The organism is Streptomyces sp. NPDC107528 (genome assembly GCF_055639295.1).
Genome location: NZ_JBVKAV010000003.1, coordinates 785,389 through 811,298, shown reverse-complemented (window position 1 = coordinate 811,298; position 25,910 = coordinate 785,389). Strand labels below are relative to the sequence as shown.

The following is a 25,910-nucleotide window of genomic DNA, read 5'->3' as shown; positions in this document are numbered from 1 at the left end:
AAGGAGCGAGGCCATGCCCCTCGAACCGCTGTCGCAGAAGGAGATCGAGGACCGGCTCGCGGAGCTGCCGGGCTGGACGTCGGACGGCGACCGCATCGCCCGCTCCTACCGGCTCGCCTCGCACTTCGCGGCCACGGCGATGGTCGTGCACATCGCCCAGGTCCAGGAGGAGCTCGACCACCACTCCGACCTCACCCTCGGCTACAACACGGTGTCGCTCACCGTGAACACGCACACCGTGGGCGGCGTGACCGAGCGGGACTTCGCGCTCGCCCACAGGATCGAGGAGCTCGCCCCCGGCCACGGGGCACAGTGACGCGCGTGCTCGACTACGACAAGGAAGCCGAGCGGTACGACGCCTCGCGCGGCGGCGAGCCCCGGGCCGCCGCCGCGGCCCAGGCCGTGCTGGGCCTGCTGCCGGACGGGACCCGGCGGCTGCTCGACGTCGCCTGCGGCACCGGCATCGTGACGCGTCGGCTCGCCGCCGGGCGGGACGGCCTCCGTGTGACCGGCGTCGACCTCGCGCCCGCCATGGCCCGGCAGGCCGCCACCCGCCTGCCCGGCGCCGTCGTGCTCGCCGACAGCCGCCGACTGCCGTTCCCGGGCAACGGCTTCGACGCCGTCACCAGCGTGTGGTTGCTGCACCTCGCGCAGTCCGCGCAGGACGTACGGACCATCGTCGGCGAGTGCGCCCGCGTGCTGCGGCCCGGCGGGGTCTACGTCACCACGGTCGACAAGGGCGCCGCGCACAACGTGGGCAGTGACATCGACGCCGTCATGGCGTCCCGCCCGCCCCGCCCGGCCCGGGACGCGGCGGAGCTCGTCGAGTCGTACGCACTGGGCCACGGCCTGGTCCCGGCCGGCGGGGCCGGCTTCACCGGTCACGGCCAGGGCCGCAGCCCTCGCCGCACGATGGCCGACCTGCGCCGGGGCTGGTTCGTCACCGTGCCGCCCGGCGGCGCGCTCGCCGACGGTTTCGCCGCCCGCCTGGCGAAGCTCCCGGACCAGGACCGGCCCCGGCCGGACCCGGTGTTCACGCTCCGGGCGTTCCGCAAGACCGAGTGAAGTCCATGGTCCAGTTGGTCAGCCAGGTCGCACCGCCGTCCGTGGAGAACGCCTGCTCCCAGCGTGCCGTGGTGGCCGAGATGCCGGACCAGACAAACCGCACCCGTACGTCCTTGCCGTCGTGGACGTCGTCGCCGTAGAAGGCGCCGCGTTCGCCCTCGAAGCGCCCGAACACCGGCGGGAACAGCTTGCCGGTGCGGCTGGAGGACCAGGTCAGCGACCACTGCTCGGTCTCCCGGTCGAAGAGCCGCAGCGTCAGCCCCTTCGAGCCCAGGTACGGCATGTCGATCTCGTCGAGGTTCGCGGCCCCGTCGAACAGCGGTTGGCAGCGGCTGGTGGCAGGGAACTCCTCCCAGTCGCTGCCAGGGTCGAGGAAGTCGGTGCGGCGGCGGTGGCGGACCTCCCACTGGCCGTGGAAGAAGTCGAAGTCGTGCGGGCTGCTCATGTGCGGTCCCCAGTGGTTTTGGCGGGCAGGGAATCGGCCAAGTAGGCCGTCAGATCCGGGACGTCGGGCGCGAGCATGTGCCGCACCCAGGCGTCCCGTTCGTGCAGGATCGGCGGGAGCTCCCAGACGCAGCCGATCCACGGCAGGCCGGGCGTGATGAAGTGCGTCGGGTCGTTGTCCGGGCAGCCGAGCACCGGCTGTCCCGCCGACGCGCCCTTGAAGTGCAGGACGTTGTCCCACACCCAGCTGTAGGCGTTCAGATAGGCGCCGTCGTCCCCGCCCCGGTGCAGTACGACGAACGTCGCCGGGGGTGTGCCGTCCGGCTCCGGGAGCAGCTCCGGCAGGATCGCGTACGCCGCCCGCGCCACCTCGGGCGCGATGCCCGCGGGGTCGGCGGTGACGTGGTAGCGCTTGATCCGCCGCCCGGCCACCTCGATCGGCGGCGGTACGGTCAGCAGTTTCTCGGCGAAGGCGGGGGTCTCCGTAAGGGCCATGGCAGGACGCTATGACCGCTTCACTGACATCCTGTGGCAGTGAAGTCCAGCCGACTCGTCTCGATCCTCCTGCTGCTCCAGACCCGCGGCCGGATGACCGCCGCGCAACTCGCCGAGGAGCTGGAGGTGTCGGTGCGCACGGTCTACCGGGACGTCGAGGCGCTGGGCGCGGCCGGCGTGCCGCTGTACGGCGATGCGGGCCACGCCGGTGGCTACCGCCTGCTCGACGGCTACCGCACTCGCCTCACCGGCCTGACCAGCGGCGAGGCCGAGGCCCTCTTCCTCGCCGGCGCGCCCGGCCCCGCGGCCCAACTCGGCCTCGGCTCCGTGCTGGCCGCCGCCCAGCTCAAGGTCCGCGCCGCCCTGCCCGCGGAACTGCGCACCCACGCCGACCGGATCAGCGGCCGCTTCCACCTCGACGCGCCCGGCTGGTACGCCGACGCCGACGAGACGCCGCACCTCCCGGCCGTGGCCGACGCGGTCTGGAACAGCCGCGTCCTGCACGTCCTGTATCGCCGCTGGCGTGAGCCCACCGACGTGGAGCGCCGCCTGGAGCCGTACGGACTCGTCCTGAAGGCGGGCCGCTGGTACGTCGTCGCGGGTCCCGGACCCCGCACCTTCCGCGTCGACCAGATCCTTCAACTCACCTCCACCCACGAGGAGTTCACTCGCCCCGCCGATTTCGACCTGGCCGCGTACTGGAGGGCGTACCAGCGCGACTTCCACGACCGGCTGTACCGCCGGGAGGCGGTGGTGCGGCTGGCGCCCGGAGTGACCCTCGACCGCGCGGCCGGCCACCGTACGGAGCAGGACGGCTGGACCAGGGTCACCGTCCCCATCGAGTCCGTCGACCACGCCCACGCCGAGTTCCTGCGCCTCGGCACCGGCATCGAGGTGCTCCAGCCGCCCGAACTGCGCGAGAGGATCGCCCGGACGGTGGCCGAACTGGCCGGGAGATACGGCAACTTCGGCACGCACGGCGGCGACTGAGGGAGCGGAACCCGTCCGTCCTCCCGAGGAGGTACGTCACGTGCAGCACCCGCGCAAGCACCGCAGACGCCGGGCCGCGTTCGCCGCGACCCTCGCCACCGCGGCCCTGGCCGCCGCCGGGCTCACCACCCTGAACGGCGCCGGAACGGCCGAGTGGCGCGGGCGTCACAAGGGGCGCGGGGAACTGCGCGACCAGCCGGAACCAGCTGGCGTCGCCGTATTCCCGCGCCCCCGGACGCTCTGCGAACCGCTACTCGAGCAGCTCCGCATACGAGCCCATGGCCAACGCTATGTCCGCCTGAGCCCAGAACCGGTGATAGATGAATGACGGCGCCGCCCCGCCCGCGAGATACGCTTCGATCTTCGACCAGGCCGGATCGTCCTCGTAGAACGACCGGATCGAATCGAAGGTCGACGACGAGTTGATCGCGTCGCCGTTCGGCATCGTGCCGCTCCACCCGCTCGGGACGTGGACCGCGTCGTCGAAGCGGTTGTAGTCGGCGCGGGTCTCCGGGACGGCGATGCCGAGGTCGTCCTGGTGGTTGTCCCACATGCCGTCGAGCAGCGCCTTGGCCGTGGCCGCGGCCTGCGAGTCACCGGAGCGGTCGGCGTAGTACGTCAGGGTCTTGGCGTACGCGGCCGCAACGCCGACGTCGTTGGTGTAGTCGGCGACGGTGACGTGAAGTGCGGTGTTGGCGCCGGGATTTGACGCGTTCCAGGTGTCGGGCTGGCCCGACCACTGGAGCGTGGACGGGAACCTGAAGGTGCCGTCCGGGTTGACGGTGGTGTGGGAGAGCGCCCAGTCGACCCACTTGTCGAGGACCGCCTTGGCGGCGGCGTTCCCCGTCTGCTGGTAGTACTCGGCCACCCGCTCCATCGACCACGCCTGGAAGCCGAACCACTGGTTGGACGGCGGGTCGTGGTAGACGGGCTGCTGGTCGTAGTACATGCCGTAGAAGGTCGGCTTGCCGCTCGGCGGGGTCGCGTAGCGGCCCGCCCAGCTGTTGGTCGCCCCGCCCGCGATCGCGCCCTCGCTGGACTGCAGCCAGCGGTAGAACTCGACCTGCCGCCCGAGCGACTTGGCCCAGTCCGCCTGCCCCGTCGTCGACTTGGGCAACAGATCGGCATACGCGCTGAGCGCATACGCGGCCATCGGGTTCTGGTAGCCGCCGTGGGCATGGCTGGAGCCGATGCGCCAGGCCCAGCCCGCCGAGGTGTCGGTGGCGCCGCCCCAGGCGTAGTACCAGGAGAGCAGGTAGTGCGAGGCGTCCTTGCCGGTGCCGGCGGGACAGGCGGCTGGCCCCACGCAGTTGCCCACCTTCTTGAAGTACTTGTCGTACATCGCGTAGCGCAGGTAGTCGCCCATCTTCGCGGCCTTCGCCACGGTCGCGGAGATGTCACCGCCCTTGCCCTGCTCGTCGGCCCACTTGTCGGCCCAGTACGCGGCCTGCACCGCACGGGCGTCGGCGTCCGGGGCGTTGGTGAACTTCCACTGCCTCGCATACGACGCGTCACCGGTGAAGAGGTCCAAGTACCCGTTCCTGCCGCCGTACTTGAACTGATCACAGGTCGGCTGAGGCACCGTCTCCCACACCGACTCCTGCGCACCGCGCTGGAAGGTGTTGATGTACGACGGCCCCGTGTCGCCCGGCCCCGCCTCGCACTTGCCCGGCGAGTTGCCGTAGCCGTAGGTGTTGTCGACGTCCTGCAGCCAGTGCATGCCGTACACGTCGTCCGTGCCGTACGCGCTCTTCAGCTCCCCGGCGATCGGGTCCGAACCGACCGAGACCGACGCGTCGAGCTTCGCCGGGTACTCGTCCGGGGTGTCGAGCTCGGGCGCGTAGGTCGCCGGTTTTGAGGAGTTGTAGAAGGAGTTGGTCGGCTGGTCGGCGTGGGTCGGGATCATGTACTTCTCCATGATTTCCCAGGCGCCGTTGAACTTGGACCAGTGGCCCGTGACCTTGCCGTACATCGCCTGCAGCCAGAGAAGGTAGCTGTAGGCCTCGGACGTGGTCTCGTGGCCGTGGTCCGGCGCCTCGACGATCAGCGTCTCGACCGAGTGGTAGGGGATGCCCTCGGGGGAGAAGTAGCCGCTCGCCGGGTTGGTGATCTTCCCGTACAGCTCCAGGAAGCGGGCGTCGTACGCCTTCGCCGCCGCGATCTGGGTCACCGTGACCGACGCCTTCGCATGGCCGTTGGCCGTCGACTCGAAAGTCGCCGCGCCGGTACCGGAGTTGGCGGCGGTGATGGTCACCTGCTGTGCGGTGTTCCAGTTCGAGGGCGTGAAGGTGAGCGAGGCGTCACCGGTCACGGACAGACCCGAATTGCCGCCGGTGCGGGCGGTGGTGACCGTCACGTCGGCCGACGGTCGGGTCGACAGCTTGATGTCGTATGAGGCCGTTCGGCCCTGCTGGAAGGGGAGTTGGGTCGGTGAGGCCACCACCGCGGGACCCGAGGCGACCGTGATGCCGACCGGCGTGGAGTCCGCGGACGCGCCCAGGCTGTCGTACCCCTTCGCGAGGAGCGAATGACTGCCCACGGTCAAGCTGGAGACCGAGAGCGAGTAGGGTGCCGTCGTGTCCGTGCCCAGCAGTGTCGTGTTGTCGTAGAACTCGACCTTGCTGATCGTCGCGCCGTCCGCGGCAGCGGCGGTGGCCGCGAGCGGCACGGCGTCGCCCCGCGTGTAGACGGCGCCCGCTGCCGGGCTGGTCAGCACGGTGATGGGGGGCTGGTGGGCGCCGGTGCAGCTCGTGCCGTTGATCGCGAAGTTCGTGGGGGCGGTGTTGGTGCCGCTGTAGGCGAACTGCGCGCCGGTGGTGACCGAGGCTCCGGCGGCGATGCGCCCGTTGTGGCCGGCGTTCTTCACGGTGACCGACTGGCCGGACTGCGACCAGGTGCCGTTCCAGCCGTTGCCGAGCTTCTGGTTGCCCGCATAGCCGTACGTCAGGGTCCAGCCGTCGATGACGTCCGTGCCGCGGTTGGTGATCGTCAGGTCCGCGGTGAAGCCGGAGCCCCAGTCATTGGTCCGGTAGTCGACACCGCACTGAAGTGCCGCCGCGCGAGCGGGAGTCGACCCCGTGCTCAGCATGGTCAGGGGAAGCACCAGGGCCGCCACGACGGCCGTCCAGAACCGTCGTACGACTCTGCGTCTGTGTGGGGGATGCACGTGCTGGTTCCTCCTTGCGGCTCGGAGAAGTCAAGGCTTGAACCAGTGGGAGCGCTCCCATAGTGGAGATGGGGGTGCAAGGGGTCAAGGGGCTTGAAGAGTCGAAAAAGATTCGACGCGTTCCGTGAGTAAAAGTCAGCAACTCCCCTGTCCTTTGACGACACTTGGCGCTAGCTTCATGGACACCAGTGGGAGCGCTTCCATCAGTCGACGCGTCCGTCACGACGCGCCGGAGCTGTGAGGAGTCGCTCATGCGACACCCCCCGTGTTCAGTACTTCCAGCCGTCAATCGGCACCTCCTCCTTGCCTCTTGCGCGCCCTGCACGGACGAACCGTCAGCACCCGCAACCAAGAAGGAACCCGCACTCATGACTCGTACCAGAACCGCGATGCTCGCCGCCCTGGCACTGGTCGCCGGGGCCTCGGGGACCGCGCTCGCCGCGGACCCCGGCGGAATCGGCACGGCCGCCGTCCCCTGCACCGTCGACTACAAGGTGCAGAACCAGTGGGACACCGGCTTCACCGCCGCCGTGACGGTCACCAACCAGGGCGCCGCCAAGTCCAATTGGTCGGTGAAGTGGTCGTACGCCGGTAACCAGAAGGTCACCAGCGGCTGGAACGCCAGGATCAGCCAGAGCGGCGCCGCGGTGACCGCCACCAATGAGACCTACAACGGGACCCTGTCGACGGGCGGTTCGGTCAGCTTCGGCTTCCAGGGCTCCCACAGCGGCACCAACACCGTCCCGGCCACCTTCACCCTCGACGGCGTGACCTGCAACGTCGACGACGGCTCGGGCCCCACGGATCCCACCGACCCGACCGATCCCGACCCGACCGGCCCGAAGGTCGACAACCCGTACTCGGGCGCCAAGGTGTACGTGAACCCGGAGTGGTCCGCGAAGGCCGCCGCCGAGCCGGGCGGCAGCCGGATCGCGAACCAGCCGACCGGCGTCTGGCTCGACCGCATCGCCGCCATCAACGGTGTCAACGGCGGCATGGGACTGCGCGACCACCTCGACGAGGCCCTGACCCAGAAGGGGTCCGGCGAACTCGTCGTCCAGCTGGTGATCTACAACCTGCCCGGACGGGACTGCGCCGCCCTCGCCTCCAACGGTGAGCTCGGCCCGACGGAGCTAGGCCGGTACAAGACCGAGTACATCGACCCGATCGCCGCGATCCTCGCCGACCCGAAGTACGCCTCGCTGCGGATCGTGACGACCATCGAGATCGACTCGCTGCCCAACCTGGTCACCAACACCGGCAGCCGGCCCACGGCCACCCCGCAGTGCGATGTGATGAAGGCCAACGGGAACTACCAGAAGGGCGTCGGCTACGCGCTGGGCAAACTCGGTGACGCGCCCAACGTCTACAACTACATCGACGCCGGGCACCACGGCTGGATCGGCTGGGACGACAACTTCGCCGCCAGCGCCGCCGTGATGAAGGAGGCGGCCACCTCGGAGGGCGCCACCGTCAACGACGTGCACGGCTTCATCGCCAACACGGCCAACTACAGCGCCCTGAAGGAGAACAACTTCACCATCAACGACTCCGTCGGCGGCAAGTCCGTCCGCGAGTCCAAATGGGTCGACTGGAACCGCTACGTCGACGAGCTCTCCTTCGCGCAGGGCTTCCGCAACCAGTTGGTCACGACCGGATTCAACTCGGGCATCGGCATGCTGATCGACACGTCGAGGAACGGCTGGGGCGGCAGCGCGCGGCCCGCCGGTCCGGGCGCGACGACCGACGTCGACACCTACGTCAACGGCGGCCGCTACGACCGCCGGATCCACGTCGGCAACTGGTGCAACCAGTCCGGCGCCGGCCTCGGCGAGCGCCCGCAGGCCAATCCGGCGGCCGGGATCGACGCGTACGTATGGATCAAGCCGCCGGGGGAGTCCGACGGTGCCAGCCGGGAGATCCCGAACGACGAGGGCAAGGGCTTCGACCGGATGTGCGACCCGACCTACACCGGCAACCCCCGCAACGGCAACAACCTGTCCGGCGCCCTGCCCGACGCTCCGCTGTCGGGGCACTGGTTCTCGGCGCAGTTCCAGCAGCTGATGCAGAACGCCTACCCGCCGTTGTCGTAGTGCCACGACTGCGACTGTCCGTCCGATGTGGCCGGTCGCGCAGTTCCCCGCGCCCTGAGGGCGTGGCAGTCCGCCGGGGCTGGTCAGTTCTCGCCGGCCAGGCCCCGGCGGATCGCGAACTCCACCGCCGAGTAGTCGCCGTCGGCCCGGTCCAGCTCCAGCGGTGCCGCCGGATGCAGCGGCGGCTGCGCCATGAAGCGGGGGCGCGTGCCGTGGTTCGGCTGGGCCGCGTGGACCAGGAAGGGGTGGCAGAGGTAGACGTCGCCGGGCCGGCCGGTGGCGTGGGCGAGCGGGCGGTGCGCGGAGGCTTCGGCGACCTTCGGGCCGAGCTCCAGGAAGGACGCGCCGGCCTCGCCGTACGGCGCCAGGACCGGCGGTACGTCGAGATGCGAGCCGACCCGGATACGGGTCGCAGCGTTGTCCTCGGTGACCTCGCTGAACAGGAACAGCATGAGCAGCGCACGGTCCTTCGAGTGCACGTTCGTGTGCGGGAGATCAGCGCCCTCGGGCACGTAGCTGCCCTCGATGTGCCAGCCCGCGTCGTCCGGTTCCTCCTCGTGCGGGAACCGCAGCGGGAAGCTGCCCAGCGAGTAGCGCGACTGCCAGCGACCCTCACCCACCAGCATGTCGAAGGCCTCGTGCAGAGCGGGGGTGTTGACGGCGGCCGCGAACGGGCCCTGGGCCATGTCGTACACCCAGCGCACGGGGTCCTTCCAGGTGGTCGGGTCCTGAGGGTCGTACCCCGTCTCCCGCCACAGCAGCCGCTCGCAGTGCTCGGCGACGCGCGGCGGGAAGGCGCCCGCGATCCTCACGAACCCGTCCTCGAGGAAGCGCTCCACCATCTCGTCGTTCATCCGGCCATCGTGGACGACCCGCCATGCGTGCCGCACCCCCTTTTTTTTGCACTCCGTTGTTGCCGTTCCGGCAACGACAGTGGCCCCGCGGCGGTGCGTCGGCGCACGCTGGCCTCATCCGAAGGAGAGGCTGACGAGCATGGCGCACAACCACCACTCGGACCGGCACGCCGGTCACCACCACCACGACCACACCGACGTCGACTGGGCCGAGATGGGCCCGGAGCTGGAGGCGCAGGCGGAGCTCTTCACGCCCCTCTACGAGCACACCATGGCCTGGCTGGCCAAGCGGCAGACCGAACCGGGGCTGATCGTCGACGCGGGCAGCGGCCCCGGCGTCATCGCCTGTCTGCTCGCCGACGAATTCCCCGGTGCCCGGGTCGTCGCCGTAGACGCTTCCGAGCCGCTCCTGGCGCGGGCCGGTGCGCGGGCCGAGAGGCTCGGTGTCGCCGACCGCTTCGGGACCCTCGCCGGTGAACTCCCGGACGTTCTCGACGACTTGGACTATCCCGCCGATCTGCTGTGGGTCGGCCGCACCCTGCATCACCTCGGCGACCAGCGGGCCGCCCTCGCCGCGTTCGCCGCCCGCCTCGCCGTAGGCGGCACGCTGGCGCTGCAGGAAGGTGGTCTGTCGGCCCGGTACCTGCCGCGCGACGTCGGCTTCGGGCGGCCCGGGCTGCAGGCGCGCCTCGACGCGCTGGAGGAGGAGTGGTTCGCCGCGATGCGCGCGGACCTGCCCGGCACCGTCGTGGAGACCGAGGACTGGCCCGCCCTGCTCGCCGCGGCCGGCCTCAGGCCCAGCGGCACCCGCACCTTCCTCCTCGACCTGCCCGCCCCGACCACGGACCGCGCCCGCGCCTACATCGCCGCCACCCTGACCCGCACCCGCGACGGCATCGGCGACCACCTCGAAGCCGACGACCGCGCGACCCTCGACCGGCTCCTCGACCCGGACGACAAGGCGAGCGTGCATCACCGGCCGGATCTGTTCCTGCTGGCGGCACAGACCGTGTACACGGCCGTACGGGCGAAGTGACAACGGTCAGCGCCTGCCACTCGTCCCCCTCCTCGGTGCCTTGACTTCGAGAGCTCTCCAAGTGATGGACTCCCCTGCGTCCGAACTGCACACAGAACGTCACACGGAACGACACACAGGGGGATCACCATGACCGACTCACCCGTCGCGCTCATCACCGGCGGTGGCAGCGGCATCGGCGCCGCGGTCGCACGGCAGCTGCTGGAGGCCGGACACCGGGTCACCGTCACCGGCCGGGGCGAGGCGCGGCTTCGTGACTTCGCGGAGGGGCTCGGGAATCCGGAGGGTCTGCTGACGGTCGTCGGGAACGCGGCCGACTACGGCGACGTCCAGGCGGCCGTCGAGGCCACGCTCAAGGCGTTCGGCCGACTGGACACCGTCGTCGCCAACGCCGGTTTCGCGACCCACGACTCGGTCGCCGAGGGGGACCCGGCCGGCTGGACCGAGATGGTGCTGACCAACGTCCTCGGCCCGGCCCTGCTGATCCGCGCCGCCGTCGACGCCCTCAAGGAGACTCGCGGCCGGATCGTCCTCATCGGCAGCGTCGCCGGGTTCGTGCCCGGGCCGGGGAACATCTACGGGGCGACGAAGTGGGCGGTCACCGGGCTCGCCGAGAACACCCGGCGGCAGGTCACCGACTGGGGCATCGGCGTGACCCACATCGCGCCGGGCCGGGTGGAGACGCCTTTCTGGGACGCCCACGGCAGTCTGCCGCCCGGGCATCTGCTGACCGCCGACCAGATCGCCGACTCGGTGGTGTGGGCCGTCCGGCAGCCCGACGGCGTGGACGTCAACACCGTCGTCGTACGGCCGCTCGGACAGCCCAACTGACCTGACGCCCGGCTCGGTCACCGGCCATCAGCCGCCCCCGACGAACTCCTTCGCCAGCTCCTCGCCCAGCGAGGCCGCCGCACTGCGGCTCTCGATGGGCGAGACCTGCGAGTTCTTGAAGAGGATGTACGTCACGCCGGAGGCGGCCCCGCCGGCCGCCGGGTCGGGGTCGATGCCGAGGGCCTCGGCGGCGGCGTAGGAGGCCTCGCCGATGATCTGCTGCGGGCCGGTGTCGCCGACCACGGCGTACAGCACCTGGTCGTCGTGGATGACCGCTGCCACGCTGCCGCCCTTGATGCCGGCGGTGCGATAGTCCCAGGTGGCGCTGGGGCTGGGCACGACGACGTACGGCAGGGTGTCGGACCGCAGGGGCTTGCCGTCGGACTGGTGGAAGGCCGTGTCCGGGAGGAACCAGGGGTCGGTGGTCTCGTTGCAGTCGTCGGTGCGCCGGCCGTCGCAGTCGATGTCCATGTCGGCCGTCCAGAACACGACACGCTTCGTGCCGCAGACGGGCACGGTGGCCGAGGCCGTCTGGTCGGTGCGGTACTTGCTCTTCGAGATCTGTGAGCAGGACGTCACCTTCGCGAGCAGGTCGGCCGCGCTCACGCCGGCTTCTTCGGGTTCCGCCGGCCGGGCACCGGCGGGGAGCGCCGCGGTGGCGAGCAGCGCGGCTCCGGCGGCCGCGGCGAGGATCAGTCTTCGGGTGCGCACTGTGGGGGTGGCCCTTCCGTCGGAAAAGTCCTGGCTGATGGGTGATGGCTGATGGCTGATTGCGACGCCATGCCCCCAGTAGAAGACTGGACGTAGATAAAAGTCCGTATATGCCCCGATCTCCGGGAGGTGTCATGTTCGTACGCGCCGTGTATACGACCGGTGATCCCGCGAAGATCGACATGGCCATCAGGGCGATGAACACCCAGGGGCGCGACCTGCTGGAGGACCGTCCGGGATACCGGGGAGCGAGTGTCTTCGTGGACCGGGTCCTCGGGAAGCTGCTCGCCGCGAGCTGGTGGGAGTCGGAGCGGGCCCGGCGCAACAGCGACGAGGTGTTGCGCGAGCGCCGGTCGGCGATGCTGGAGCCGTTCGCGGGGACCGTTGCGGTCGACAACTACGAGGCGCTGGTCTTCCATCAGGTCCGGCAGCCACAGGCGGGCGGCGGACTGCGGCTCACCAGGCTGGAGTTCGACCCGATGGACACGGACCTGCTCGCCGACACGTTCCGGTCGACGGTGGTGCCCAGGCTGGAGACGCTCCCCGGACTCGCCAGGGCGTCCCTGATGGTCGACCGGGAGCGCGGGCGAGGAATGGCCGCAGCGGTCTTCGTCGACCAGACGTCCCTGGCGGCCTCCCGTGCGGGTCAGGCGGGGGCCAGGCACGAGGGCGCGGCCAAGGCGCACGTGTCCGTGATCGGGCTGGAGGAGTTCGAGGTCGTCCACACCGACGTGCGCGGTGAGTGACGTTGCTGACTGCGATCGGTGACCGGGGCGAGGCGTACGCGTCCGCCCGCCGCTCATACAGCTGAGCGGCGGGCGGAGTGCCGTACGGAAACGGGCGTCAGGCGTCGAACGTCGCCGGGTCGGGACCGAGTCGCCGGTCCTCGTTCAGCGCGCTGATCGCCGCGAGGTCCTCGTCGTCCAGGCTGAAGTCGAAGACTCCGATGTTCTCCTTGATCCGCGCCGGCGTCACGGACTTCGGGATCACGACGTTGTCCAGCTGCAGGTGCCAGCGCAGCACGACCTGCGCCGGGGTGCGGCCGTGCTTCTGCGCGATGGCGACGATCGCGGGAACCTCCAGCAGACCCTTGCCCTGGCCGAGCGGAGACCAGGCCTCGGTGGCGATGCCCTGCCCGGCGTGGAACTCACGGGAGGCGTGCTGCTGCAGATGCGGGTGCAGCTCGATCTGGTTGACCGCGGGGACGACCGACGTCTCGTCGATCAGGCGCTGAAGGTGCTCCGGAAGGAAGTTGGAGACACCGATCGCCCGGACGCGGCCGTCGGCGTGGAGCTTCTCGAACGCCTTGTAGGTGTCGACGTAGGTGCCCCGTGCCGGCAGCGGCCAGTGGATGAGGTACAGGTCGACGTAGTCCAGGCCGAGCTTCTCCAGCGACACGTCGAAGGCGCGCAGCGTGGCGTCGTAACCCTGGTCGCCGTTCCAGAGCTTGGTGGTGACGAAGATGTCCTCGCGGGGGAGGCCGGAGCCGGCGATGGCCTTGCCGGTGCCCTCCTCGTTGCCGTAGATCGCCGCTGTGTCGATGCTGCGGTACCCGGCCTCAAGTGCCGTCGCGACCGCCTGCTCGGCCTCGTCGTCCGGCACCTGCCAGACGCCGAAGCCCAGCTGGGGCATCTCGACGCCGTTGTTGAGGATGATCGGGGGGACCTTGCTGCTCACGAGCTCTTGATCCTTACGGTTGTCGTCAGGTGGTACTCACCATCGTCAACGATCACGGGCCCCCATGCATTCCGGACCGGAGAAAAAGGCGGGACTCACGCCTGATACAGCGCGTCGACCTCGCCCGCGTAAGCGTTCTCGATCGCCTTGCGCTTCAACTTCAGCGACGGCGTGAGCAGTCCGTGCTCCTCGGTGAACGGCTGCGCGAGGATACGGAACGTACGGATCGACTCGGCCTGCGAGACAAGGGTGTTGGCGGCGACGACCGCGCGCCGCACCTCGGTCTCCAGGTCGGCGTCGCGGACCAACTGGGCCGGGGTCATCTGGGGTTTGTCGCGCATCATCAGCCAGTGCTCGACGGCCTCCTGGTCGAGGGTGACCAGGGCCGCGATGTACGGGCGGTCGTTGCCGACGACGATGCACTGGGAGACCAGCGGATGGTCGCGGACGCGCTCCTCCAGCACGCCCGGCGAGACACTCTTGCCGCCGGACGTGACCAGGATCTCCTTCTTACGGCCGGTGATGGTGAGGTAGCCGTCCTCGTCGAGGGATCCCAGGTCACCGGTGGCCAGCCAGCCGTCGTGCAGGGCCTCGTCGGTGGCCTTCTGGTTGTTGAGGTAGCCCTGGAAGACGTTGCCGCCGTGCAGCCAGACCTCGCCGTCGTCCGCGATGTGCACGGTCGTGCCCGGGATGGGCTGCCCGACGGTGCCGTAGCGGGTGCGATAGGGCGGGTTGGCGGTCGCGGCCGCCGTGGACTCGGTGAGGCCGTACCCCTCGTAGACGTGGACGCCGGCGCCCGCGAAGAACAGGCCGAGCCGTCGGTCCATCGCCGAGCCGCCGGTCATCGCCTGCTTGATCCGGCCGCCCATCGCGGCCCGCATCTTGGAGTAGACGAGCTTGTCGAAGAGCTGGTGCTGCATGCGCAGGCCGGCCGACGGGCCGGGGCCGATGCCCCACGCCTTGGCCTCCACGGCGTCCGCGTACTTCACGGCGACCTCGACGGCCTTCTCGAAGGGGCCGGACTTGCCTTCCTTCTCGGCCTTGCGGCGGGAGGCGTTGAAGACCTTCTCGAAGATGTACGGCACGGCGAGGAAGAACGTCGGCTTGAACGCGGCGAGGTCCGGCAGCAGCGCGGCCGCGTTCATCTGCGGCTGGTGGCCGAAGCGGACCTTGCCGCGGATCGCGGCGACCTGCACCATCCGCCCGAAGACGTGCGCGAGCGGCAGGAAGAGCAAGGTCGCCGCCTCGTCGCCCTTCTTGGAGTGGAACACCGGCTCCCAGCGCTCGATGACCGTGTCCGTCTCGTACATGAAGTTGCCGTGCGAGATGACACAGCCCTTGGGGCGGCCGGTCGTGCCCGAGGTGTAGATGATCGTGGCGACCGAGTCAGGCGTGACCGCCTGCCGGTGGCGGTGGACCACCTCGTCGTCGAGGTGGGCGCCGGCGTCGTACAGCTCCTGCACGGCGCCCGAGTCCAGCTGCCACAGCTGGTGCAGCCGCGGCAGCCGGTCGATGACCGTGGCGATCGTCATCGCGTGGTCCTCGTGCTCCACGACCGCCGCCGACACCTCGGCGTCGTACAGCGTCCAGAAGCACTGCTCGGCCGAGGAGGTCGGGTAGATCGGCACCACCTGGGCGCCGATCGCCCACAGGGCGAAGTCGAAGAGCGTCCACTCGTACCGGGTACGGGACATGATCGCGACCCGGTCGCCGAACCGGATGCCGCGGGCGAGGAGGCCCTTGGCGAGGGCGAGCACCTCGTCCCGGAACTCGGCGGCGGTGACGTCCCGCCAGTTCCCGTGGTCGTCCTTGCGGCCGAGGGCGACATGGAGCGGGTCCTCCTGGGCATGCTGGAAGACGACGTCGGCCAGGCCGCCCACCGGCGGTGCCAACGCCAACGGAGGGTTGGTGAACTCGCGCAAACCCCGCTCCCCGCTCCGAATGGCCTCGGCTGACGCTCCGCGCAGCGCCGTGAAAGCTACCCCACCCGCGTTTCGGACGGGAGGGGGCCGGAAATCGACGGGCGCTCGGGTATGCACTGGTCAGGGCCGGAAAATGCGCTCACATAGGGAAGGGTCGGACAGAAAACTGACGGTTGAGTAAGTTTCGGGCCCGTAATCTCCACCGAATCTGTACGACCCGATTACCCGGTACGGGCCCTGTTGATCATGTCATCCCCTGCGAGCCGCCGTCTCCTCCGCCGTCTGTGCCGCCGTCTCCTCCGCCGCCTCCTCTGTCAGCGTGCGAGTGGCCGGAGGTGTCACCCCGGCCTTGGTCGCGGTCGGCCTCCTGACCAGCGCGAGGACCAGCACTCCGGCCACGGCGGCCGTCGAGCCCGCCACCACGGCCACCGAGTCCAGCCCGTCGGCGAATGCGGCGCGCAGGACGCCCTCCCCGAACGCGTCCCGCAGCGCACCGGCGCCGCCGCCCGCGAGGGTGTGGGCCGCATCCGCGGGCAGCGTGTCCTGCATCCGCGAGGTCAGCACCGTGCCGAACAGGGCGATGCCCAGGGCGTACCCGAGTTGCCGGAAGGTGTTCACCGCACCGCCCGCCATACCGGCCCGCTCCGGCGGTACGGCGGCCAGCGCGGCACCCGCGAGACCGGGCGACACCAGCCCCGTACCGGCACCCACCAGCACCAGCCCCGGTATCAGGGCGTTCGCCGTCGACCCGGCGTCCAGGACCGCCATGCAGTACTGGCCCGCCCCGATCAGCAGCAGCCCACCGCCGATGGTGAGCCGCACCGACACCCCGTGCAGCAGCCGCCCGCCGGCCGCCGCGACCACGAACGACGCCAGCGACAGCCACAGGAAGACGACCCCGCCGCGCACCGCGCTCATCCCGAGCAGGGTCTGCAACCAGATCGAGGTGTACGCCATGGCACCGAACGCCGCCGCGTTGAAGGCGAGAGCGCCCGCCATCACTCCGGAGAACGCCGGCCGCAGGAACAGCCGCGGATCCAGCAGCGGATCGGCGACCCGCCGCTCCACCACGAGGAAGCAGGCCAGCGCCAACGCCGCCCCGGCGAACCACACGAGCGTCCCCGTCGCGCCCCACCCCTGGCTTCCGGCCCGCACGGCCCCGTACGTCAGGGCCCCCGCGAACGCCACGAACGTCACCGTGCCCGCCCAGTCGATACGACGACCGCGCGCACCCCGCGACTCCGGCACCACCCGCAGCGTCAGCCACACCGCGGCCACACTGACCGGCAGATTGACGTAGAAGATCCACCGCCAGCCCGGCCCGTCGGTGAGCAGTCCGCCGGCGATCGGCCCCACCGCGGCCGCCGCCCCGCTGACCGCGCCCCATACACCGAGCGCGACCGATCGCCGCTTGCCCTGGTAGACGGAGCCGAGCAGCGGCAGCGTCGTGGCGAACATGGCAGCAGCGCCGATGCCCTGCAGTCCCCGGGCGGCGACCAGCATCCCCGGGCCGGTGGCGAGCCCGCACAGCAGCGACGCCACCGCGAAGACGACGACACCCGCGACATGCACGCGCCGCCGCCCCAGCACGTCGGCCGCGGCCCCCACACCCAGCAGCAGCGCGGCCAGAGCCAGCGCGTACCCGTCCATCACCCATTGCAGATCGCTCAGCGACGCGTCCAGTGCCCGCGCCATGTCCGGCAGCGCGACGATCGCGATCGTCACGTCCAGCAGCAACATGAACGTGCCCAGGCACACTGCCGTGAGCGGCCCCCAAGTACGCATGTCCTCATCTCCTCCTGCGTGCGTCTGTGTGAGTTGCGTATGCCTTCGTACGATGGGCCGCGAGCGGCCGATCGCGGCCATGTGAGGCGTTCAGGCGCCGGAACCCGACAGGAGATGCTGCCGTGAAGATGGAATCCGACATCTTCGACGAGCTCGATCTGCGACTGCTCGACGCGCTGGAGGTGAACGCGCGGGCCTCGTTCGCCCGCCTCGGCGAGGTGCTCGGCGTCTCCGACCAGACCGTCGCTCGCCGCTACCGCCGGCTGTGCGCCGAGGGCGGCCTCAGAGTGGTCGCCGTGCGCGACGCCGTGCGCCTCGGCCAGGACCAGTGGACGCTCCGGCTGCGCTGTGTCCCGGACAGTGCCCAGGCCATCGCGGACGCCCTCGCCAAGCGGCCCGACACCAGCTGGATCGGCATCGCCTCCGGCGGCACCGAGGTCATCTTCGGCACCCGTCCGCGCAGCCCGGGTGACCGGGACGACCTCCTGCTCGGCAAGCTGCCGCGCACGCCACGCGTCCTGGAGATCAGGGCCTACCAGATACTGCACCGCTTCTACGGCGGTCCCACCGGCTGGCTCAGCAAGTTCAGGATGCTCACCGACGACCAGAAGGCCGCGTTGCGGTCCGGCCCCGTCGCCGCCGGACCGGCCCGCATCGACGCGGAGGACGAGCCTCTCGTGGCCGCCCTGGAACACGACGGACGCGCCGGCCACCTCGAACTCCAGCGCGCCACCGGCCGCTCGGAGTCCGCGGTCAAGCGCCGCCTCACGGCGCTGCTGGCGTCCGGGGCGGTGTACGTCGACGTGGAGTACAACTCCGAGACCATCGGCTATCCGGTCGGCGCCGTCCTGTGGATCACCACCACCCCGGCCGCCCTGACCGCGGTGGGCGAGGCCCTCGCCACCCACGACGAGATCGCCCACGCCGCGGCGACGGCGGGGCCGTGCAGCATCGTGGCGACGGCGGTGGTGCGGAACACGGCCGACCTGTACGCGTATCTGAGCGGGCCACTCGGGCGGCTGGAAGGCGTGCAGCACGTGGAGTCGTCGGTGTTTCTGCGGCGTGTGAAGCAGCTGACGTATCAGCGCCCGCCGCGCTGAAGCGCCCCTCGCCCTAACGCCGGTGCAACCGGTCCCCGCCCGTCAGGATCGCCCCCGCCAACGCATCCGCGGCCCCCTGAGCCGCCGTCCGGCGCCGGCCGTGCACCAGCACGAAGTCGACCCGCCCCAGTTCCGGCAGCCCCGATCGTTCGGGCACCCGCACCAGGCCCGGCGGAATCAGGCCACGGGAGTGCGCCATCACGCCGAGCCCGGCCCGTGCCGCCGCGATCAGTCCGTTGAGGCTGCCGCTCGTGCACACGATCCGCCAGTCACGCCCCTGCCGTTCCAGCGCCTCCAGCGCGAGCGACCTGGTGATGCCCGGGGGCGGATAGACGATCAGCGGCACCGGACGGTCCGGTTCCAGGCGCAGCCGTTCCGCGCCGATCCACACCAGCCGGTCGTGCCAGACCAGGTCGCCCCGTCGGTCCTCGGGGCGCCGCTTGGCGAGCACCAGGTCCAGCTTTCCGGCCTCCAACTGCTCGTGCAGGGTGCCGGAGAGCTCGACCGTCAGCTCCAGGTCGACCTCGGGATGGTCGTAGCGGAAGCTCTCCAGGATTTCCGGCAGGCGGGTCAGCACGAAGTCCTCGGACGCGCCGAAGCGGAGCCGGCCGCGCAGCCGGGTGCCGGTGAAGAACGCCGTCGCCTGCTCGTGCACCTCCAGGATCCGGCGGGCGAAGCCGAGCATCGCCTCGCCGTCCTCGGTCAGCTCCACGGAGTGCGTGTCCCGGGTGAACAGCGGCCGCCCCGTGACGTCCTCCAGGCGGCGTACGTGCTGGCTGACGGTCGACTGGCGCAGGCCGAGGCGGCGGGCGGCCTGAGTAAAGCTCAGGGTCTGCGCCACCGCGAGGAACGTGCGCAGATGGGACGGGTCGTACATGCGCCGAGCCTAGCGCGGCTTATCGCGGAACGTGATGGCAGTCAGAGTGGTATGCCGGATTCCCGATCGCTGATCGTCGGAGGACGATGGGGAGGGCACGTCCGTGCCGGGAACCCGAAGTTCAGCGAAGCGACAGCCAGCACGACAGCGAAGTAGTGGAGCACAGTGAAACGCCTGCAATGGCCGCGTTGGATGCCGATAGACCCGTACATCCTGCTGCTGCTCGGAACCGTGGGCCTCGCGGCCCTCTTCCCGGCGCGCGGGACGGCCTCCGATGTGGCGTCCGGTGCCTCCACGGCCGCGATCGCCTTCCTCTTCTTCCTCTACGGCGCCCGGCTGTCCACCCGTGAGGCGATGGACGGCCTGAAGCACTGGCGACTCCATGTCACCGTCCTGGTCTGCACCTTCGTCGTCTTCCCGCTGTTGGGGCTGGCGGCGCGCGGGCTCGTCCCGGTGCTGCTGACGCACCCCCTCTACCAAGGGCTGCTCTTCCTCACCCTGGTCCCGTCGACCATCCAGTCGTCGATCGCCTTCACCTCGATGGCCCGTGGCAACGTGCCCGCCGCGATCTGCGCGGGCTCCTTCTCCTCACTGGTGGGCATCGTCATCACCCCGCTGCTCGCGGCGGCCGTGCTCGGCGGCAGCGGGGGCGGCTTCTCCGCCGACTCGGCGGTCAAGATCGTGCTGCAGCTGCTGGTGCCCTTCGTCGCCGGGCAGTTGCTGCGCCGCTGGATCGGCGGCTTCGTCACCCGGCACAAGAAGGTCCTCGGGCTCGTCGACCGCGGCTCGATCCTGCTGGTCGTCTACACCGCGTTCAGCGCGGGCATGGTCCAGGGCATCTGGCACCAGGTGAGCGCGGTACGGCTGGGCGGGCTGCTCGCCGTCGAGGCGGTGCTGCTGGCCGTGATGCTGCTGCTGACCTGGTACGGCGCCAAGGCGCTGCGCTTCGACCGCGAGGACCGCATCGCGATCCAGTTCGCCGGTTCGAAGAAGTCCCTCGCCGCCGGGCTGCCCATGGCGAGCGTCCTGTTCGGCGCGCACGCGTCGCTGGCGGTGCTGCCCCTGATGCTGTTCCACCAGATGCAGCTGATGGTGTGCGCGGTCATCGCCAAGCGCCGGGCCCGCGACGCCGAGGCCCGCGACGCCGAAGCCCGCGAAACCGAGGGCGCCGCACCCGGCCCCGTCACCGCGTCCGTGCCAGCCGCAGAGTCACGAACCGCGGTCGGTACAGGGACACGTTCCGGTTGAGCTGCGCCGCGGCGCCGCCCGTCTCCAGCCAGTTGACGTCGTAACTCAGGACGAGGCGTCCGTCGTCGCTCAACTCGGGGTGCGTCTGCGGGTTGTAGGCGGCGACCTGGCCGCCCTGCGGCAGCGCCGGGCTGAAATCCTTCGTCGGCCCGTGCCAAGGGCCGGCGGGGGAGCACGCCCAGTACGACGCGACGGTCGTCAGCCCCTTCGTGCCCGCGGCCATCGTGAACAGGACGTACGTCCCCCGCACCCGCACCACCGAGAAGGCGCTCCCCACCCCCGTGCGCTGCCCGTCCCCGAGCACCGCACGCGGCCGGGCACCCGCCCCGGCCCACTCGGAGCCGTTCCAGTACTGCCAGGCACCCGGCTCGCCGAGCCTGCCCTCGGGCACGCGCGCCACGTACGCCTGCGAGGCCGGCCGGGACGCGGCCTGACCGTCGTCGCCGCCGAAGACGTACGTCCAGCCGTCCTCCTCGGCCAGCGTCGTCCCGAACAGCACACGCCGGGAGGGATCCGGCACCAGCTGCTGGTCGAGAACCTTCACCATCGACTCGACCCGCAGGTCGGGCAGCGTGAGCGTGGCGACCTCGGTGGCGGTGGGCACACCGAAGATCCAGGGCGGCTGCCCGGCCGTGCGCACCCACAGCAGCACCCGCAGCACCTGCTCCGACGAGCCGGGGGAGCGGGGCTCGACGCGGGCCGCGACCGGCCAGCGCCACTGGTTCGGGGCGGGGTCGGGGAAGAGCGGCGTGGCCAGCGTGCTCTCCAGGCGTCCGTCGCGCATGACGACCGCCGAGTTCCGCACCAGGGGAGCGGTGGCCTCCCGCCAGGTGTGGGACTCGCCGAACGGGTTGGGCGGCGAGTACACCTGGCCGAGGTAGGTGTCCGAGAACAGCCACAGCACGCGACCGTCCGGCAGCCGCACCGAGTGCGTACCGTCGCCGCCGGTCCAGTCGTCGGTGCGGGACGGGTTGTCGCCGTACCGGGAGAACTCGCCGGTGAGTCTGTCGTCGGCCGACCAGGCCGCGACCGAATGCGGTGCACACGCGCCACCGCCCTCCCGTTCGCCGTCGTCCGGGAGGGCGGTGAGCAGCACGGCCGCGAGAACCAGGGCCAGCAGTACTCCCAGGCCGGTTCCCATGCGCTGCCGTGCTCGTGCGTCGTCGGGCACGCCCGGGACGTTAGTGGCCTCAGCGCACTTGGTCCATGGGCAGCCACAGGACGGTGTCGGAAGTGGCCGAAGACCTACCGCTCGTGCGGGCACGTGCCGCGGCCGTGAGCTCCGAGTCACCGAGCGCCCGGTTCCACACATGGACGTCGTCGATCGCGCCGGTCAGGAACGCCCTGCTGTCCATGCGCTGCCCGACATGCACGCCGAACGGCGAGTTACGGCTGACCGAACCGGCCACGTCCGTGGTGCTGATCGCCCTGCCGTCGACGAACAGCGTCAGCCGGCCCCCGCCGCGCCGCAGCGCGAGATGGTGCCACTCCCCGTCGTTGTGGGCGTCCCCGGCCCACACGGACGCCGTACGCACCGTCCCGAAGCCCTCCCGGGTGGTGATCAGGCCCCGCACCCGGTCGCTGTCCGGCTCGCCGCGCAGCCAGATCTGGGGCTGGGTGCTGCCGATCCCGCCCATCCACAGGAACGGCTGTTCGCCGGAGGCCGCGGAGTAGCGGAAGAACAGCGAGACCGTGAACTCACCGGTGCCGAGCGGGAGCCTGGACCGGTACGGCAGCCGTACGGCGTCGTTGTCGCCGTCGAACTCGAAGGCGTTGCCCAGCACGCCGTCCGTCACCTCGGGGCCGCCGAGCACCGTCGCGCGGGGTGCGCTCGGGGCGAGGTCCAAGGTGGTCGGATCGGCGCCGCGCCGCGGTCCCAGCCAGTCCTCGTTGAAGCGGGCGAAGCGGATCTCGTCGCGCGCGTCCACGGCGCCGCCCTCGTACATCAGGCCCACCGTGGACGCGTCCACGTCCACCATGTCGGAGTAGCCCGACCAGTCCTTGGTGACGACCTTGCCGCGGTCCGCGCTGTCCCAGGTGGCGCCGCCGTCGTAGGAGGACCTGACCATCATGGTCCGCCGGCGGTCGGGGTCGCCGGGGGCGGACAGCAGCATCCGGTTGCCCAGTTGGAGCGTGGCGCCCTGGACCTGGGGCGTGTAGAGGTCCGGAAGGTCGCGGAACGGGCCGGTGAAGGTGGAGCCGCCGTCCTTGCTGTACGTCTGGCTGCGATGGCCGAGATCGGTGCCGTCCTGTTCCCTGCCGCTGATCAGGATCGTGCCGTCCGTGCGCTCGGTGAGGGTCACCTCGGACGGCTTCTGCCGGAAGGTGCCGTCGGCCGCGGAGATGGGCCAGGAGTCGGTGGCGCCGACCTTCCAGGTGTTGCCGCCGTCGTCGCTGACGATGAGCGCGGCGTGGTTGGCGCTGACCCGACTGCCGTCCCAGGTCTCGGTGTTGACGCCGAAGACGAGACGGCCGGCGTGTGTGCCCTTGGTGAGCTGGATGCCGTGCACGGGGCCGGTGGCGTACCAGGAGTTCCACTCCTCCGGCAGTATCTGGTCGCTCAGATCGCGCGGCGCGGACCAGGTCGCGCCGTCGTCGTCGCTGTACTGCAGATGAGGGATGCGATCACACGGCACGGTGCAGCTGCCGCTGTCCGTGCGGCCCGTGTTGTACGTTTCCGCCAGCAGGATGCGGCCGGTCTCGCGGTCCACGATCGGTGCCGGGTTGCCGTGCGTGTCGCCGCCGCCCTTGGTGACGACCTGGAGCGGCCCCCAGGTGCGGCCGCCGTCCGTCGACCGCTTGAGCACGATGTCGATGTCTGCGGCGTCGCCGCAGTTGAGCACCCGCCCCTCGGCGAACGCCAGCAGGGTGCCGTCCTTGGACTTCACGATCGCCGGAATGCGGAAGCAGGCGTACCCGGGATCCTGGGACGCCTTGAAGAGAACCTGTTGCTCGAACGACGGTGTCTTGGTGGCCGGTTGGGACTCGGCCGGACTTAAGGTCGCGGCCGTCGCGAGGGTGGCGACGGCCGCGACCAGGGCAGCTCTGAGACGTGCGCGAACTCTTGAAGGCATGGTGCGGCCCGCCCCTTCATCGTCTGGTCATGCGTCCAGGCATCCGAACATTCGGACATCCCACGTCCAAAGTGCGCATCACAGACGTTAGTTGGGCTATCGCACACATCACAAGAACCGTGCACGTGTCACTCCCGTATGGAGTACTACTTTCCCTCGGTTGGCCCGCGTCTCGACCGCCACATGGGCCTCGAGGGCCTCCTCCAGAGTGAACTCCCCGTGCACGGCAGGCTTGACGGCGCCTGACTCGAACAGCTCCCACAGCTCCCGTCGCCACCGCTCGTACAACTCCGGCTCACCCTGAGCGATCCGGGCCATCTGGAATCCGACGACGGACTTGGCGCCTACAAGAAGGTCGTATGCCTGAATTGTCCCGCCGCCCGAACTGTAGGCCACGAGTCGCCCGCCCGGCGTGATTGCCGCGAGGGCGGGGCTCAGCAGGTCGCCGCCGACGGCATCGAGGACGTAGTCGACGGGGTCCCCCCAGTCCTCGTCCCGGTACGTGACCACCTCGTCGGCGCCGAGGGAGCGCACGAAGTCCGCCTTCGCCGGATCGGAGACGGCGCCCACGACCCGTCCCGCGCCCCGCACCCGCGCCAACTGCACGGCCAGGTGTCCGACCCCGCTCGCCGCCGCGGTGATCAGTGCCGCCTCCCCGCGCTGCGGCCGGGCGGCCTCCAGTGCGCCGAGCGCCACCAGGCCGCTGCGGACGAGGGCGACCGCGTCGACGGCGGTGGCGGTGTCGGGAATGGGGGAGGCCATATTCTCGCGCAGGACCGCGTAGTCGGCGTAACCGTGTCCGAAGCACAGTCCGGTCACGCGGTCGCCGGTGCGGAAGCGGCCGGCTCCGGCACCCACGGCCACGATCTCGCCCGCGACCTCGCCGCCCAGTGGGACGGGCCCGGTCGCCTCGGCGACCTTGCGGACCACGGGCAGCGTGACGCCGACGGCCTCGCAGCGGACGAGCAGCTCGCCGGGGCCCGGTTCCGGGACGGGGGTCTCCTCCAGGAACAGGGGGCCGCCGGTGGATTCGTAGCGGACGCGGCGCATCGCACCTCCAGAAGTCATTGGGAACACCAACGGTTTGGCGGTGCTGACGCTAACTCTCGGTCATGGGGAAGTCCAATGAATTCCAGATAGGCTGGCGGCATGCCCGAAGCGCCTCTCCCCGCGATCCGCTCCCTCCCCAGCTGGCTGCTCGGCCGAGCGGCGGCCCGGGGGCGTGCCCTGGTGGCCGAGGCGCTCGCGGCCGAGGGGATGAAGATGTGGCAGCACGTGGTGCTCTCGGCCGTCCGCGACCTCGCCCCCGTGGCGCAGGCGGATCTCGGCCGCAGCGTCCAGCTCGACCCCAAGGACCTGGTCGGGATCCTCAACGACCTGCAATCCGCCGGTCTCGTCCTGCGCGAGCCGGACCCGAACGACCGCCGCAAGAACGCGGTGTCCCTCACCGACACGGGTGCGCGCCTGCTGGAGCGTTGTGAGAAAGCGGCCCGCGAGGCCAATGACGCGCTCCTCGCCCCGCTGTCACGTGCCGAACGCGACCGGTTCATGGACCTGTTGATCCGGATCTCCGGCACGCGGAGCTGAGCGGGTGTCGTGCGCGAGTTCGGGCTGAGACGGGGCCCCTGTACGGCGCAGGGGGCGCTCCCCGCCGGTCGGGGCCCCGCCGCCGTGTCGCGGGGAACCTGTCAGGCCTGGGCGGCCGCGGTCCGCAGGGCCAGCCGGTGTTCGCCCGCGTACACGTTCATGGAGCTGCCCCGCAGGAAGCCCACCAGCGTCAGGCCCGTCTCCGCGGCCAGGTCCACCGCGAGCGACGAGGGCGCCGAGACCGCCGCGAGCACCGGGATCCCCGCCATCACTGCTTTCTGCGCCAGCTCGAAACTGGCCCGCCCGGAGACCAGCAGGATCGTCCGGGACAGCGGCAGGTCCCCGTTCTGCAGGGCGCGCCCGACCAGCTTGTCGACCGCGTTGTGCCGGCCCACGTCCTCACGGATGTCCAGCAGCTCGCCGTCCTCCGAGAACAGGGCCGCCGCGTGCAGGCCCCCGGTCCGGTCGAAGACCCGCTGGGCCGCGCGGAGCCGGTCGGGGAGGCTCGCCAGCAGTTCGGGTTCGACCCGGACCGGGGGAGTGTCGGCTATCGGCCAGCGCGCCGTCGTGCGGACCGCGTCGAGGCTCGCCTTGCCGCACAGGCCGCAGGACGAGGTCGTGTAGACGTTCCGCTCCAGCGTGATGTCCGGGATCTTCACACCCGGCGCGGTCCTCACGTCCACCACGTTGTACGTGTTGGAGCCGTCCACCGTGGCTCCCGCGCAGTACACGATGTTCTGCAGATCGTCCTGCTCGGCGAGGACGCCCTCGCTGACCAGGAAACCTGCCGCCAGTGCGAAGTCGTCGCCGGGGGTGCGCATGGTGATCGCGAGCGGCTTGCCGTTCAGTCTGATCTCCAGCGGTTCCTCGGCGACGAGCGTGTCCGGGCGCGTGGAGACGGCCCCGTCCCGGATGCGGATCACCTTGCGTCGTTCCGTGACTCGTCCCATGTCGT

Annotated in this window: 23 protein-coding genes; 10 read left to right on the top strand and 13 right to left on the bottom strand. The window is 70.6% G+C overall.

All coding sequences use genetic code 11. The features are described from left to right. The first annotated feature begins 13 nt into the window (after positions 1–13). Positions 14–316, top strand: a complete 303-nt coding sequence (locus tag ACZ7L5_RS13425) for a 4a-hydroxytetrahydrobiopterin dehydratase (protein WP_328878131.1) — start codon at positions 14–16, stop codon at positions 314–316. Positions 317–321: 5 nt separating this feature from the next. After that, positions 322–1,065, top strand: a complete 744-nt coding sequence (locus ACZ7L5_RS13420) for a class I SAM-dependent methyltransferase (RefSeq protein WP_363032738.1) — start codon at positions 322–324, stop codon at positions 1,063–1,065. On the opposite strand, the gene ACZ7L5_RS13415 is transcribed toward ACZ7L5_RS13420, so the two are convergent. Together ACZ7L5_RS13415 and ACZ7L5_RS13410 are read right to left on the bottom strand one after the other, a co-directional pair. Then, on the bottom strand, positions 1,034–1,510 hold the full coding sequence (locus ACZ7L5_RS13415; RefSeq protein WP_471516708.1) for a hypothetical protein: 477 nt from the start codon (positions 1,508–1,510) through the stop codon (positions 1,034–1,036). The two genes, ACZ7L5_RS13420 and ACZ7L5_RS13415, sit on opposite strands and share 32 nt — an antisense overlap. After that, positions 1,507–2,004 (bottom strand): hypothetical protein, encoded by a 498-nt coding sequence (locus ACZ7L5_RS13410; protein ID WP_471516707.1) that lies wholly within the window; start codon positions 2,002–2,004, stop codon positions 1,507–1,509. The genes ACZ7L5_RS13415 and ACZ7L5_RS13410 overlap by 4 nt, the downstream gene beginning before the upstream one ends. 39 nt (positions 2,005–2,043) lie before the next feature. Here ACZ7L5_RS13410 and ACZ7L5_RS13405 point away from each other — a divergent pair, with 39 nt between their 5' ends. Continuing rightward, complete coding sequence (locus ACZ7L5_RS13405) at positions 2,044–2,994, top strand: helix-turn-helix transcriptional regulator (protein ID WP_471516706.1); 951 nt, start codon at positions 2,044–2,046, stop codon at positions 2,992–2,994. A gap of 250 nt (positions 2,995–3,244) precedes the next feature. On the opposite strand, the gene ACZ7L5_RS13400 is transcribed toward ACZ7L5_RS13405, so the two are convergent. Continuing rightward, entirely contained in the window at positions 3,245–6,160 is a 2,916-nt protein-coding gene (locus ACZ7L5_RS13400) for a glycoside hydrolase family 48 protein (protein WP_471516705.1), read from the bottom strand. 368 nt (positions 6,161–6,528) lie between these two features. Here ACZ7L5_RS13400 and ACZ7L5_RS13395 point away from each other — a divergent pair, with 368 nt between their 5' ends. Continuing rightward, the gene (locus ACZ7L5_RS13395) at positions 6,529–8,253 is read left to right on the top strand and encodes a glycoside hydrolase family 6 protein (protein WP_471516704.1); all 1,725 of its coding nucleotides are present in this window, start codon (positions 6,529–6,531) and stop codon (positions 8,251–8,253) included. A gap of 83 nt (positions 8,254–8,336) precedes the next feature. Here the strand turns inward: ACZ7L5_RS13395 and ACZ7L5_RS13390 are convergent, their stop codons facing one another. Continuing rightward, positions 8,337–9,107, bottom strand: coding sequence for a phytanoyl-CoA dioxygenase family protein (locus ACZ7L5_RS13390; protein WP_471516703.1), 771 nt, complete (start codon positions 9,105–9,107; stop codon positions 8,337–8,339). 139 nt (positions 9,108–9,246) lie between these two features. Between ACZ7L5_RS13390 and ACZ7L5_RS13385 the strand changes: the two genes are divergently transcribed. Together ACZ7L5_RS13385 and ACZ7L5_RS13380 are read left to right on the top strand one after the other, a co-directional pair. Then, on the top strand, positions 9,247–10,143 hold the full coding sequence (locus ACZ7L5_RS13385; protein ID WP_471516702.1) for a class I SAM-dependent methyltransferase: 897 nt from the start codon (positions 9,247–9,249) through the stop codon (positions 10,141–10,143). A gap of 129 nt (positions 10,144–10,272) precedes the next feature. Next, positions 10,273–10,974, top strand: a complete 702-nt coding sequence (locus ACZ7L5_RS13380; RefSeq protein WP_471516701.1) for an SDR family oxidoreductase — start codon at positions 10,273–10,275, stop codon at positions 10,972–10,974. A gap of 27 nt (positions 10,975–11,001) precedes the next feature. Here the strand turns inward: ACZ7L5_RS13380 and ACZ7L5_RS13375 are convergent, their stop codons facing one another. Further along, positions 11,002–11,685, bottom strand: coding sequence for a glycoside hydrolase family 75 protein (locus ACZ7L5_RS13375; RefSeq protein WP_471516700.1), 684 nt, complete (start codon positions 11,683–11,685; stop codon positions 11,002–11,004). A 134-nt stretch (positions 11,686–11,819) separates the two neighbouring features. Here ACZ7L5_RS13375 and ACZ7L5_RS13370 point away from each other — a divergent pair, with 134 nt between their 5' ends. Then, the gene (locus tag ACZ7L5_RS13370) at positions 11,820–12,431 is read left to right on the top strand and encodes a hypothetical protein (protein WP_328878120.1); all 612 of its coding nucleotides are present in this window, start codon (positions 11,820–11,822) and stop codon (positions 12,429–12,431) included. Positions 12,432–12,528: 97 nt separating this feature from the next. Here ACZ7L5_RS13370 and ACZ7L5_RS13365 read toward each other — a convergent pair whose 3' ends face one another. The 3 genes from ACZ7L5_RS13365 to ACZ7L5_RS13355 all read right to left on the bottom strand — a co-directional run bounded on the left by ACZ7L5_RS13365 (position 12,529) and on the right by ACZ7L5_RS13355 (position 17,069). Next, a complete protein-coding gene (locus tag ACZ7L5_RS13365) occupies positions 12,529–13,362 on the bottom strand; it encodes an aldo/keto reductase (RefSeq protein ID WP_471516699.1) in 834 nt (277 codons plus the stop codon). A gap of 95 nt (positions 13,363–13,457) precedes the next feature. Next, positions 13,458–15,284, bottom strand: a complete 1,827-nt coding sequence (locus ACZ7L5_RS13360; protein ID WP_365053822.1) for an AMP-dependent synthetase/ligase — start codon at positions 15,282–15,284, stop codon at positions 13,458–13,460. Between the two features lie 249 nt (positions 15,285–15,533). Next, complete coding sequence (locus ACZ7L5_RS13355; RefSeq protein WP_471516698.1) at positions 15,534–17,069, bottom strand: MFS transporter; 1,536 nt, start codon at positions 17,067–17,069, stop codon at positions 15,534–15,536. Between the two features lie 128 nt (positions 17,070–17,197). Between ACZ7L5_RS13355 and ACZ7L5_RS13350 the strand changes: the two genes are divergently transcribed. Continuing rightward, complete coding sequence (locus ACZ7L5_RS13350; RefSeq protein ID WP_471516764.1) at positions 17,198–18,169, top strand: Lrp/AsnC family transcriptional regulator; 972 nt, start codon at positions 17,198–17,200, stop codon at positions 18,167–18,169. A gap of 13 nt (positions 18,170–18,182) precedes the next feature. Here ACZ7L5_RS13350 and ACZ7L5_RS13345 read toward each other — a convergent pair whose 3' ends face one another. After that, a complete protein-coding gene (locus ACZ7L5_RS13345; protein WP_471516697.1) occupies positions 18,183–19,046 on the bottom strand; it encodes a LysR substrate-binding domain-containing protein in 864 nt (287 codons plus the stop codon). A gap of 192 nt (positions 19,047–19,238) precedes the next feature. Between ACZ7L5_RS13345 and ACZ7L5_RS13340 the strand changes: the two genes are divergently transcribed. After that, positions 19,239–20,294, top strand: a complete 1,056-nt coding sequence (locus ACZ7L5_RS13340) for a bile acid:sodium symporter family protein (protein WP_471516696.1) — start codon at positions 19,239–19,241, stop codon at positions 20,292–20,294. Here the strand turns inward: ACZ7L5_RS13340 and ACZ7L5_RS13335 are convergent. The 3 genes from ACZ7L5_RS13335 to ACZ7L5_RS13325 form a co-directional block, all read right to left on the bottom strand. Beyond that, the gene (locus ACZ7L5_RS13335) at positions 20,230–21,465 is read right to left on the bottom strand and encodes a DUF4185 domain-containing protein (RefSeq protein ID WP_471516695.1); all 1,236 of its coding nucleotides are present in this window, start codon (positions 21,463–21,465) and stop codon (positions 20,230–20,232) included. The two genes, ACZ7L5_RS13340 and ACZ7L5_RS13335, sit on opposite strands and share 65 nt — an antisense overlap. Positions 21,466–21,484: 19 nt before the next feature. Next, a complete protein-coding gene (locus ACZ7L5_RS13330) occupies positions 21,485–23,368 on the bottom strand; it encodes an exo-alpha-sialidase (RefSeq protein WP_471516694.1) in 1,884 nt (627 codons plus the stop codon). A 108-nt stretch (positions 23,369–23,476) separates the two neighbouring features. Continuing rightward, positions 23,477–24,418: a quinone oxidoreductase family protein gene (locus ACZ7L5_RS13325; RefSeq protein ID WP_471516763.1), complete on the bottom strand. Its 942-nt coding sequence runs from the start codon at positions 24,416–24,418 to the stop codon at positions 23,477–23,479. A gap of 99 nt (positions 24,419–24,517) precedes the next feature. Between ACZ7L5_RS13325 and ACZ7L5_RS13320 the strand changes: the two genes are divergently transcribed. Further along, a complete protein-coding gene (locus tag ACZ7L5_RS13320) occupies positions 24,518–24,955 on the top strand; it encodes a MarR family winged helix-turn-helix transcriptional regulator (RefSeq protein ID WP_471516693.1) in 438 nt (145 codons plus the stop codon). 101 nt (positions 24,956–25,056) lie between these two features. Here ACZ7L5_RS13320 and fdhD read toward each other — a convergent pair whose 3' ends face one another. After that, positions 25,057–25,905 (bottom strand): formate dehydrogenase accessory sulfurtransferase FdhD, encoded by an 849-nt coding sequence (gene fdhD / locus ACZ7L5_RS13315; protein WP_363032772.1) that lies wholly within the window; start codon positions 25,903–25,905, stop codon positions 25,057–25,059. Positions 25,906–25,910 lie beyond the last annotated feature (5 nt).

Coding starts and splice junctions, on each gene's coding strand:
- ACZ7L5_RS13425 (WP_328878131.1), top strand. CDS start 14: ATGCCCCTCGAACCGCTGTCGCAGAAGGAGATCGAGGACCGGCTCGCG.
- ACZ7L5_RS13415 (WP_471516708.1), bottom strand. CDS start 1,510: ATGAGCAGCCCGCACGACTTCGACTTCTTCCACGGCCAGTGGGAGGTC.
- ACZ7L5_RS13410 (WP_471516707.1), bottom strand. CDS start 2,004: ATGGCCCTTACGGAGACCCCCGCCTTCGCCGAGAAACTGCTGACCGTA.
- ACZ7L5_RS13395 (WP_471516704.1), top strand. CDS start 6,529: ATGACTCGTACCAGAACCGCGATGCTCGCCGCCCTGGCACTGGTCGCC.
- ACZ7L5_RS13390 (WP_471516703.1), bottom strand. CDS start 9,107: ATGAACGACGAGATGGTGGAGCGCTTCCTCGAGGACGGGTTCGTGAGG.
- ACZ7L5_RS13385 (WP_471516702.1), top strand. CDS start 9,247: ATGGCGCACAACCACCACTCGGACCGGCACGCCGGTCACCACCACCAC.
- ACZ7L5_RS13380 (WP_471516701.1), top strand. CDS start 10,273: ATGACCGACTCACCCGTCGCGCTCATCACCGGCGGTGGCAGCGGCATC.
- ACZ7L5_RS13370 (WP_328878120.1), top strand. CDS start 11,820: ATGTTCGTACGCGCCGTGTATACGACCGGTGATCCCGCGAAGATCGAC.
- ACZ7L5_RS13355 (WP_471516698.1), bottom strand. CDS start 17,069: ATGCGTACTTGGGGGCCGCTCACGGCAGTGTGCCTGGGCACGTTCATG.
- ACZ7L5_RS13350 (WP_471516764.1), top strand. CDS start 17,198: ATGGAATCCGACATCTTCGACGAGCTCGATCTGCGACTGCTCGACGCG.
- ACZ7L5_RS13345 (WP_471516697.1), bottom strand. CDS start 19,046: ATGTACGACCCGTCCCATCTGCGCACGTTCCTCGCGGTGGCGCAGACC.
- ACZ7L5_RS13340 (WP_471516696.1), top strand. CDS start 19,239: ATGCCGATAGACCCGTACATCCTGCTGCTGCTCGGAACCGTGGGCCTC.
- ACZ7L5_RS13330 (WP_471516694.1), bottom strand. CDS start 23,368: ATGCCTTCAAGAGTTCGCGCACGTCTCAGAGCTGCCCTGGTCGCGGCC.
- ACZ7L5_RS13325 (WP_471516763.1), bottom strand. CDS start 24,418: ATGCGCCGCGTCCGCTACGAATCCACCGGCGGCCCCCTGTTCCTGGAG.
- ACZ7L5_RS13320 (WP_471516693.1), top strand. CDS start 24,518: ATGCCCGAAGCGCCTCTCCCCGCGATCCGCTCCCTCCCCAGCTGGCTG.
- fdhD (WP_363032772.1), bottom strand. CDS start 25,905: ATGGGACGAGTCACGGAACGACGCAAGGTGATCCGCATCCGGGACGGG.